6 protein-coding genes are annotated in these 8,463 nt (G+C 68.2%); all 6 read left to right on the forward strand.

Annotated elements, in window-relative coordinates:
* Nucleotides 1-959 (forward strand): type VI secretion system baseplate subunit TssG (tssG, locus tag EOA23_RS28320; RefSeq protein ID WP_127306582.1); only part of this gene is annotated, 959 nt, incomplete at its 5' end.
* The gene (gene tagH, locus EOA23_RS28325) at nt 956-2,410 is read left to right on the forward strand and encodes a type VI secretion system-associated FHA domain protein TagH (RefSeq protein WP_126062711.1); all 1,455 of its coding nucleotides are present in this window, start codon (nt 956-958) and stop codon (nt 2,408-2,410) included. The genes tssG and tagH, both read left to right, overlap by 4 nt.
* A gap of 4 nt (nt 2,411-2,414) precedes the next feature.
* Nucleotides 2,415-2,867: a type VI secretion system lipoprotein TssJ gene (gene tssJ, locus EOA23_RS28330; protein ID WP_040985738.1), complete on the forward strand. Its 453-nt coding sequence runs from the start codon at nt 2,415-2,417 to the stop codon at nt 2,865-2,867.
* Between the two features lie 36 nt (nt 2,868-2,903).
* Entirely contained in the window at nt 2,904-4,238 is a 1,335-nt protein-coding gene (gene tssK / locus EOA23_RS28335; RefSeq protein WP_127306583.1) for a type VI secretion system baseplate subunit TssK, read from the forward strand.
* A 4-nt stretch (nt 4,239-4,242) separates the two neighbouring features.
* A complete protein-coding gene (gene icmH, locus EOA23_RS28340; RefSeq protein WP_127306584.1) occupies nt 4,243-5,571 on the forward strand; it encodes a type IVB secretion system protein IcmH/DotU in 1,329 nt (442 codons plus the stop codon).
* Nucleotide 5,572: 1 nt separating this feature from the next.
* Nucleotides 5,573-8,463: type VI secretion system membrane subunit TssM (gene tssM, locus EOA23_RS28345; RefSeq protein ID WP_127306585.1), on the forward strand; the 2,891-nt coding region annotated here is incomplete at its 3' end.

Genomic DNA, 8,463 nt, shown 5'->3' on the forward strand with positions numbered 1-8,463 from the left:
GCTGGGGTGGGGGCCTGTGCGCCCTTTCAGGAACCGCGGAGCGCGAGCCGGCACGGCTGGGCCAGCATGTGCGCCTAAGCTTCTCGGCCAGGGACGTGGTCAAATTCCAGAATGCGGGCGAAAAGGCTCCGGCGCGCGTGACCCTCGCCAATCTCGGCCTGCTCGGACCGGAAGGGCCGATGCCGCTGCATCTGACGCGCTGGGTGCTCGACCGGCTGTCGCAACGCTGGTTCACCGGCGCCGACGCCGAGCAGACCAGCGACACGACCTTCGTCGACTTCGTCAACATCCTGCAACACCGCATGATCGCGCTCTACTACCGCGCCTGGGCGGACGCGCATCCGGCGGTGCAGGTCGAACGTTCGATCGGCGGGCGTGTGCGCGCCATGCTGGAAGCCATGGCCGGCATCGGCCTTCCCGGCACGCAGGACCCTGAGATCGACACGGTGCGGCTGCGCCAGGCCGGATCGCTGGCGAACCAGGTCGACGGCGCCGAGCGGCTGACGCTGTTCCTCGCCACCGCCTTCAAGGTGCCGGTCGAGATCAAGGAATTCGTCGCCGCCTGGATCACCATTCCGAAGGCGCTGCAGAGCCAAGTCGGCAAAGCCTATGCGGCGCTGGGGCGCGGGGCCACGATCGGCCCGCGCGTCTTCAGCCGGCAGAGCCGCATCGAATTGCGCGTCGGCCCGCTCAGCCTCGATGATTTCAAGTCGTTCCTGCCTAGAGAACGGAGGCTTGCCCTGTTCAAGAAGGCGGTGCGTGACATGATCGGCGAAGCCCTTGATGTCGACCTCAGGATCGTACTGGCGCGCGACGCCGTGCCGGCGCCCAAGATGGGAACCATCCAGCTCGGCCGCACTTCCTGGCTCTCACGCCCAGCCGAGAAGGGCGACGCCGACGATCTCAGGCTGCGCACCATCGTCGGCTGGCGGCCGGACATGGCGGAGGCAGCCGCATGAGCCTGCTTCTGACCCTGGAACAAGGCCCGCGCTCGCAACTGGTCAGGCAGACCCGGCTGGACGAGGGCGAGCTGGTGATCGGCCGCAGCGCCGATGCCGGCTGGCAGATCGACGACCCGGACATGTTCGTCTCGCGCGCGCATTGCAAGATCAGCGGCGGCCGCGACGGCTATTTCGTCACCGACACATCGAGCAGCGGATTGTTCATCAACGACTCCGACAGCCCGCTCGGCACCGGCAGGTCGACCCGCCTGCAAAGCGGCATGCGGCTGCGCATGGGCGACTATGTGCTCCATGTCGAGGTGCAGCCCAGCGCCGGCCACACCTCGATCGGCCAGGCGCCAATCGCCAACGCCGCGCCAGCATGGCCGCCGCCACAGGCGCGGACGCCTGCCAGCATCGGCGGCGACGATTTCTTCTCGGCCAAGGCCGAGGAGGAGCCGCAGCGGCCGCGCCCGGCCGGGCTGCCCGATCCGTTCGAGCAGCCTGTGCCTGGAGCCTACGATCGCGCTTCGAACCAGCGCAGCTCGCCGGCCTTCGACGACCCGTTCAGCCTCGATCCGGTGGCGACGCCCGCCTCGAACGACGAGCCCGCCGCCGGCCGAGCGGACCCGTTCGGCTTTGGCGACATGCCAGCGCGCAACGACATGCCCGAGCCCGCGCCCAAAGCCGCCGGCTTCGACGATTTCAGCTTCGGGCCAGCCGCGACGCCCGCTTCCGGCACCAGCGCCGATGCAACCGGTCGCGATGGGCGAGCCGCCGAGAAGCCGAAGGCCGCCCGCCCATGGGAAATACCGGCGAATGCACCCGAGCCGCCTGCCCCGCCACCTCGCGCTGCTCCCGCGCCGCGGCCATCGCGTGCAGCGCAGCCCGCGCCGAGCGACATGGCGCTGCGCGCGGCATTCCTGCGCGGCATGGGCGTCGAGGAGGCCGACTTTCCCGGGCGCGATTCGCTCGCCGAGATGGAGAAATTCGGCCGCGAATACAGGCTGATGCTCGACGGCTTAATGCAGCTCCTGCGCAAGCGCGCCGAAGAGAAGGGGAGCGCGCGCGTCGCACAGACGGTGGTCGGTTCTTCGGAAGTCAACCCGCTCAAATTCCTGCCGACGGTCGAGGACGTCATCGTCACCATCATCGCCGAGCGCAGCCCCGGCTTTCTCTCCGGCGAGGCGGCGATCAGCGATGCTGTCAAGGATCTCGCGCAGCATCACGTGCGCGCCTGGCGCGGCGTTCAGGCAGCGCTTCGGCGCATGATCGACCGTTTCGATCCGGCCGCGATCGAGGAAGAGCTCAAGTCCAATTCCGCGATCGGCAATCTGCTCGCCGGCGGGCGCAACGCCAAGCTGTGGGAGCTCTACCAGAAACGCCATCGCGACATCGCCCAGAGCGCGGAATCGAGCTTCCTGGGCGAGATCGGCGCGGACTTCAGGGATGCTTACGAAGAGGAGTAGGGACATGATCGACAGACGCGAATTCATCGTTGCTCTCGGCGCGACGGGGCTGCTTGCGGCTTGCCAGAGCGGCCCGCCGAAACCATCGGTGATCTCGGTCAACGTGACCGGCGGCGCCGGCATGAATCCGGGACCGGGCGGCGGCGATCGGCCGGTGACGGTTCTGGTCATGCGGCTTGCCAGCACCGGCAAGTTCAACTCGGCCGATTACTTCGCGCTGCAGGGCGACGCGGGCTCGGCGCTAGGCGCCGACCTCATCGGCTCGGACGCGATCTCGGTGGCGCCCGGCAAGACGGCGGCCAAGACGATCACGGTCGAGCCGAACGCGACGGCGCTCGGCTTCGTCGCGCTGATCCGGGAACCCGGCGGACGCAACTGGCGCACGACCAAGTCGGTATCGCCGGGGTCGAAATTCACCATCAATGTCAGCCTCGGCAAAGGCGGCATATCCGCCTAGCGAAGCGTCAACAGGGCAAGTGCAGAGAGTGGCAGCATGAGCGACGCAAACAGGGTGCTGTGGTCCGAGGGACTCTTCTTGAGGACCCAGCATTTCCAGCAGCAGGACCGGTTCTTCGAGGGGATGGTGCGCGGCGCCTTGCAGGCGGGCCAGCTCCATACGTTCGGCTTCCAGCAGCTGACGCTCGACCAGTCGCTGCTCGATGCCGGCCAGGTGTCGATCGTGTCCGCCCGAGGCATCTTCCCGGACGGCACGCCCTTCTCCATCCCGGAGCTGATGGATGCGCCGAAGCCGCTGCCGGTCACGGCCGACACCGGCGCCGGGCCGGTGCTGGTGGCGCTGCCGCTCGAGCCGCCCGGCGGCGTCGGCTTCGATCCGGCGCATGCCCAATCGACCGGTGCGCGCTACCACGGCAAGATCGTCCCGGTGCGTGACGCCGTGCAAGGCGGCGCCGATCCGGAGAAAATCGAGATCGCCCGGCCGCAAGCGGTGCTGCTGGCGCCCGGCAAATCGGTCGGCGGCTACACCGCCTTGCCGATCGCCGATATCACAGGCGTGCGCGCCGATGGCGGCGTCTCGCTCGACCAGTCCTTCCTGCCGCCGACGCTGATCACCGGCGCCGTGCACTGGTACCGGCAATTGCTGCAGGAGGTCGTCACCGGCCTCGACCAGATCGCCGAGGCGCATGGCAAGATGGTGATGGGCGGAGCCGGCCGCAGCGTCGAGGATCTCTTGATGCTGCACCTCGCCAATGCCGCGCGGCCGCGGCTGGCGCATATGCTGGCGCAGGACGTCTTCCATCCGGCCGAGCTCTATCTCGAGCTTGCCGGCCTCGCCGGCGAGATGGCCACCTACGGGTCCAGCTCGCGGCGGCTCGGCGAGTTGCCGGCCTACGACCACATGGCGCCCGGGCCCGCCTATATGGCGCTGGCCGACGCCTTGCGTTCGCTGATCCTCAGCCTGCGCTACATCGAGCCGAAATCGCGCGCGCTGCCGGTCATGCGGCACGCGACCAATGTCTGGAAGGTGCGCATCGACAACCCGAAGCTGCTGGTCGCCAGCCGCATCGTCATCCGCGTCGGCTCCGAACTGTCGGAAGACGCGCTGCGCAAGATCTTCGTCAACCAGGCGACGGTCGGCTCGGCCGACCAGTTCGAGGGCCTGTGGAAATCGCGGCTGCCCGGCATTCCGCTGAAGCCGCTGCATTCGCAGCCGCGCGAGATCCCTTATGACGGCGACCGGCTGTGCCTGGAGCTCGACCAGAAGAGCGAGCATTGGGCCTCGCTGCTCGACGCTCCCGGCTTCGTCATCGGCGTTTCCGGCGTGCTGCCGAGCGAGCCGCAGGTCGACTGCTATTCGGTGAACAGGTGAGGCCATGAGCCGGGATGATCCCTTCGGACTGTCGGAGGATCGCGAGCGCACACGCATCCGGCTGACCGGTGCCGCGCCCCGGCCGATGGCGCCGCTGGTGCCGGGCGCGCCGGTCAAGCGGGCGCGCGCCCATCCCAACACGCTGATCAACATCTTCGCGCCGCTGCTTGAATTCGCGCCGGAGCTCGAAAGCGCGCTGGCGCCGGAGAACCCGGAAGTGATGCGCACACGCCTGCTCGACGAGCTGGTGCGGGCGCGCGACGCCACTGTTGCCGCGGGCTCCTCGCTGGAGCGCGCCGACCAGGCGGCCTGGGCGGTGGCGGCGCTGCTCGACGATCTCGCGCTCAACACGCCATGGGGCGGCGCCAGCGCATGGCCGCGCCAGCCGCTTGTGGTCATGCTGCGCGGCGACGTCGATGCCGGCACCCAGTTCTTCACCCGGCTCGACGAGCTGGAGCGGCATCCCAACCGCGACCGCGAAATGCTGGAGCTGCAATATTACTGCCTGGCGCTCGGCTTCCGCGGCAAATACCGGGTGCCCGGCCGCGCCGGCGACCGTTCGCTCAATGCGGTGCGCGTTGCTGCGGCACGCTTCCTGCGCAATGCGGATGCCGAGGACGCGCCGCTGTCGCCGAATTGGAAGGGCGTGATCGCGTCCGACGAGCCGCAGCGCTTCATCGTGCCGATCTGGGTGATGGCGCTTGCCGCGATTTTCGTCGCCGCTGCCGCCTATGTCGGCCTGTCGATGGGCTTGAGCAGCCAGGCGGTCGAGCTTTCCGCGCTGGTGCGCACGCTGCCGCCGGCCTCGCGCGGCGACGTCACCCGCGCCGCGCCCAAGCAGGATGCGCCCGAACCCGAAGCGCCGCAGCCGGTCGATTTCGCGCTGCTGCCGGAGTTCAAGGCCGCGGCTCCGGACGAGCTGAAGGGCGCGCTCAGCGGCACCGAGAGCGTCTCGCTGGCGAAGCTCATCATCCAGTCCTCCAATCCCGAGCTGTTCCAGTCGTCGCGGCCGACGCTGACCGAGGGCTACGAGCCGCTGATCCAGTCCATCGCCAAGGTGATCCTCGACAACAAGGAGCTGATCGGAAAGATCACGGTCGTCGGCCATACCGACAATGTGCGCCTGCAAAAATCGAACCCGCTGGCCAGCAACCAGCGCCTGTCGGAAGCGCGCGCCGAGACCATAGCCAAGCTTCTGGTGCAGGCGGGCGTGCCGCCGGAGAGCATCTCGTCAGAGGGCCGCGCCGAAACCGATCCGGTGGCCGACAACTCGACGCGCGAGGGCCGCGCGCTCAACCGGCGCGTCGAGGTCCTGGTCGAGAAGAGGCTCTGAGATGTTCATCCTGCGCTTCCTCTGGGCCGTCATTACCTCGCGTTTCCTGTGGACGCTGATCGGCATCGCGCTGCTGTCGCTGCTGATCTGGGTGTTCGGGCCGATCGTGCAGGTCGGCCCCTACGCGCCGTTCGAGTCCGACAATGTGCGCATCGCCATCATCGCCGGGCTGATCATCCTGTGGCTGATCTGCCTGATCATCGCGCAGCGCCGCGCGATCCGCGCCAACCGCATGTTCGTCGCCGAGATCGCGGCGCCTGTTCAGGAAAAGCAGCTCACGCCTGGAGAGGAGAGCGTCGCGGCCGTCGGCGCCAAGTTCGGCGAGGTGATGGCCGAGCTCAAGCGGCGCAAGCTCGGAGGCCGGAAATTCCTGCGCGAGATGCCCTGGTATGTGATCGTCGGTCCGCCGGCCACCGGCAAGACCACGGCCTTGCGCCAGTCGGGACTCAATTTCCCGATCGACCTCACCGACGACCTGCAGGGCGTCGGCGGCACGCGCAATTGCGACTGGTTCTTTTCCGAGAACGCGGTGCTGATCGACACGGCAGGCCGCTATGTCCAGCAGGAAAGCCAGCCGGATGTCGACGCGGCGGAGTGGCTGGGCTTCCTCGACCTGTTGAAGAAGCACCGGGGCCGCCGTGCGCTCAACGGCGTCATCGTCGCGCTGTCGATCGACGTGCTGTCGGAGGGCGACGAAGCGATCAAGGCGCATGGCAGAAAGATCCGCCGCCGGCTGGCGGAGCTTAACGACCGGCTGGAGATCCGCCTGCCCGTCTACCTGATGCTGACCAAGGCCGACCTGATCAAAGGCTTCGAAGCCTTCTTCGGCGGCCTGTCGACGACGGCGCGCGAGCAGGTGTGGGGAACGACTTTTCCGCTCGACGCCCGCGTCAACGCCGGCACCATCCAGACGGAGCTTGCCAGGCTCGCCTCCGAGCTGGAGCGGCGGCTGGTGCCGCGGCTGGAGGACGAGGACAAGCTTGGCCAGCGCGCCGAGATCTTCCGTTTCCCGGCTCAACTCGCCAGCCTGTCGGAGCCGATCCAGGTGCTGGTCGAGGCGATGTTCGGCGAGAGCCGTTACGAGGAAGCCGCCTGGCTGCGCGGCCTCTATCTGACCTCGGCGACACAGGAAGGCGCGCCGATCGACCGGCTGACCGCGGCGCTGTCCTCATCCTTCGGACTGCCGCCGCGCCGCGCCATGCCGGCGGCGCGTGTCGAGAAGCGCAGCTTCTTCCTGCGCAATCTGCTCACCGAAGTTATCTTCAAGGAGGCCGGCCTCGGCACGTTCGATCCGCTGGCGCAGCGCCGCCGCGCCTGGATCTGGCGCGGAGCTGCGGCCGCCTGCGCTCTTGCCGCCCTGCTCGCGGGCGGACTGTTCACATGGTCCTATCTCGATAACCGCAACGCGATCACCGAGCAGGCGGGCCAGTTCGAGGCTTTGCAGCAGCCGTTGACCGACGTCGCCGCCATGCCGGCCGCGGTCGAGCAGCCGACCATGGACGGTGCGCTGGCGGCGATGGATGCGGTGGCGGCGGCCAGAACCGCGCCGCCGGATGCCGTCCACAATTTGCTCGGCCCGACAGCTTCGGCCGAGCTGGTGCGGGCGCAGACCGACAGTTACGACCATGCGCTGCGCAACGTGCTCGAGCCGCATATGGTCGCGTTGCTCGAAGCCACGATGTGGCGGCAGATCCGCGACCCGGATTTCATGCTCGGCGCGCTGAAGACCTACCGCATGATGACCGGCCTGTCGCAGATGGACACGGATTTCGTGCAGAACTGGTGGGTGAACAGCCTGCCGCAATTCGCGCCCGCGCCGCCCTTCCCGACCGCGGACGCCGAAGAGCACCAGCTTGCCGCGATCCGCCGCATGGCGGTCGACGACAGCTACATCGCGCCGGACAAGGAGCTGGTCGCCGAGGCGCTGAAGACGGTGTGCACGATCTCGCTGCCGGAGCGCGCCTATAAGCAGCTTCTGGCCGACCCGGAAGTGGCGGCGGTCAAGGAATGGGTCCCGGCCAATTTCGCCGGACCGAACGGCGCCAAGGTGTTCGCGCGCCGCTCCGACAAGACGCTGCGTGTCGGCGTTCCAGGCCCCTATACCTATGCCGGCTTCCATGACGCCATTCTCGACCGGGTCGAGGATGTCGCCGGCCAGGCGGCGCTCGACCGCGCCGTGTTTGCCGGCGGCTGCTCTGAGAATTCGGAGACGTCGGTGTCGGCGCTCTCCGAGGACATCCTCAAGCTTTATTACGACGACTATATCGCGCAGTGGGATTCCTTCCTGCGCGACATGCGGCTGGCGCCGCTGACCGATCTCAACATCGCCAGCGAGAACCTCAAGGACCTGTCCAGCGCCGACTCCGCGCTGAAGCGCCTGCTGACCGCGGTGGTGCAGGAGACCGACCTCACCCGCTCCGATGATGCGGCCGCCGACGACAAGAGCGGCGGCGCCGCCAAGACCGGCTCGAAGCTTTTGAGCAAGCTCGGCAAACTGGGCAAGGTGGTGAAGACGGGAGCGAAATTGCTGCCGCGCGCCGGCTCGGCCGACCAGGTCGACATGACCGGCAGCCTTGTGGCCGAGCATTTCAAGCCGCTCAAGGGCACGATCGCGCAGGTCGACGGCCAGCCGCCGGCGCTCGATGCCGCCGTCGTGGCGCTGACGGCGCTGTCCAATGTGCTGCAGACGGTCACCGCCAACCCCGACCCGCAGGACGCCATCAAGAAGCAGGGCGGGCTGGCCGAACTGACGGGCGCGGTCGCGAGGCAGGCGCAGATCCTGCCCTCGCCGATCAACGACTGGCTGGGCGGCATCGCCGGCGACACCAGCGGCCTGTCGCAGAAGGCCGTCACCAACGAGCTCAACGCCATCTGGCGCGCCGACATCCTGCC

It is taken from the genome of Mesorhizobium sp. M2A.F.Ca.ET.042.01.1.1, assembly GCF_003997405.1.
Taxonomy (GTDB): domain Bacteria; phylum Pseudomonadota; class Alphaproteobacteria; order Rhizobiales; family Rhizobiaceae; genus Mesorhizobium.

Coding starts and splice junctions, on each gene's coding strand:
- tagH (WP_126062711.1), top strand. CDS start 956: ATGAGCCTGCTTCTGACCCTGGAACAAGGCCCGCGCTCGCAACTGGTC.
- tssJ (WP_040985738.1), top strand. CDS start 2,415: ATGATCGACAGACGCGAATTCATCGTTGCTCTCGGCGCGACGGGGCTG.
- tssK (WP_127306583.1), top strand. CDS start 2,904: ATGAGCGACGCAAACAGGGTGCTGTGGTCCGAGGGACTCTTCTTGAGG.
- icmH (WP_127306584.1), top strand. CDS start 4,243: ATGAGCCGGGATGATCCCTTCGGACTGTCGGAGGATCGCGAGCGCACA.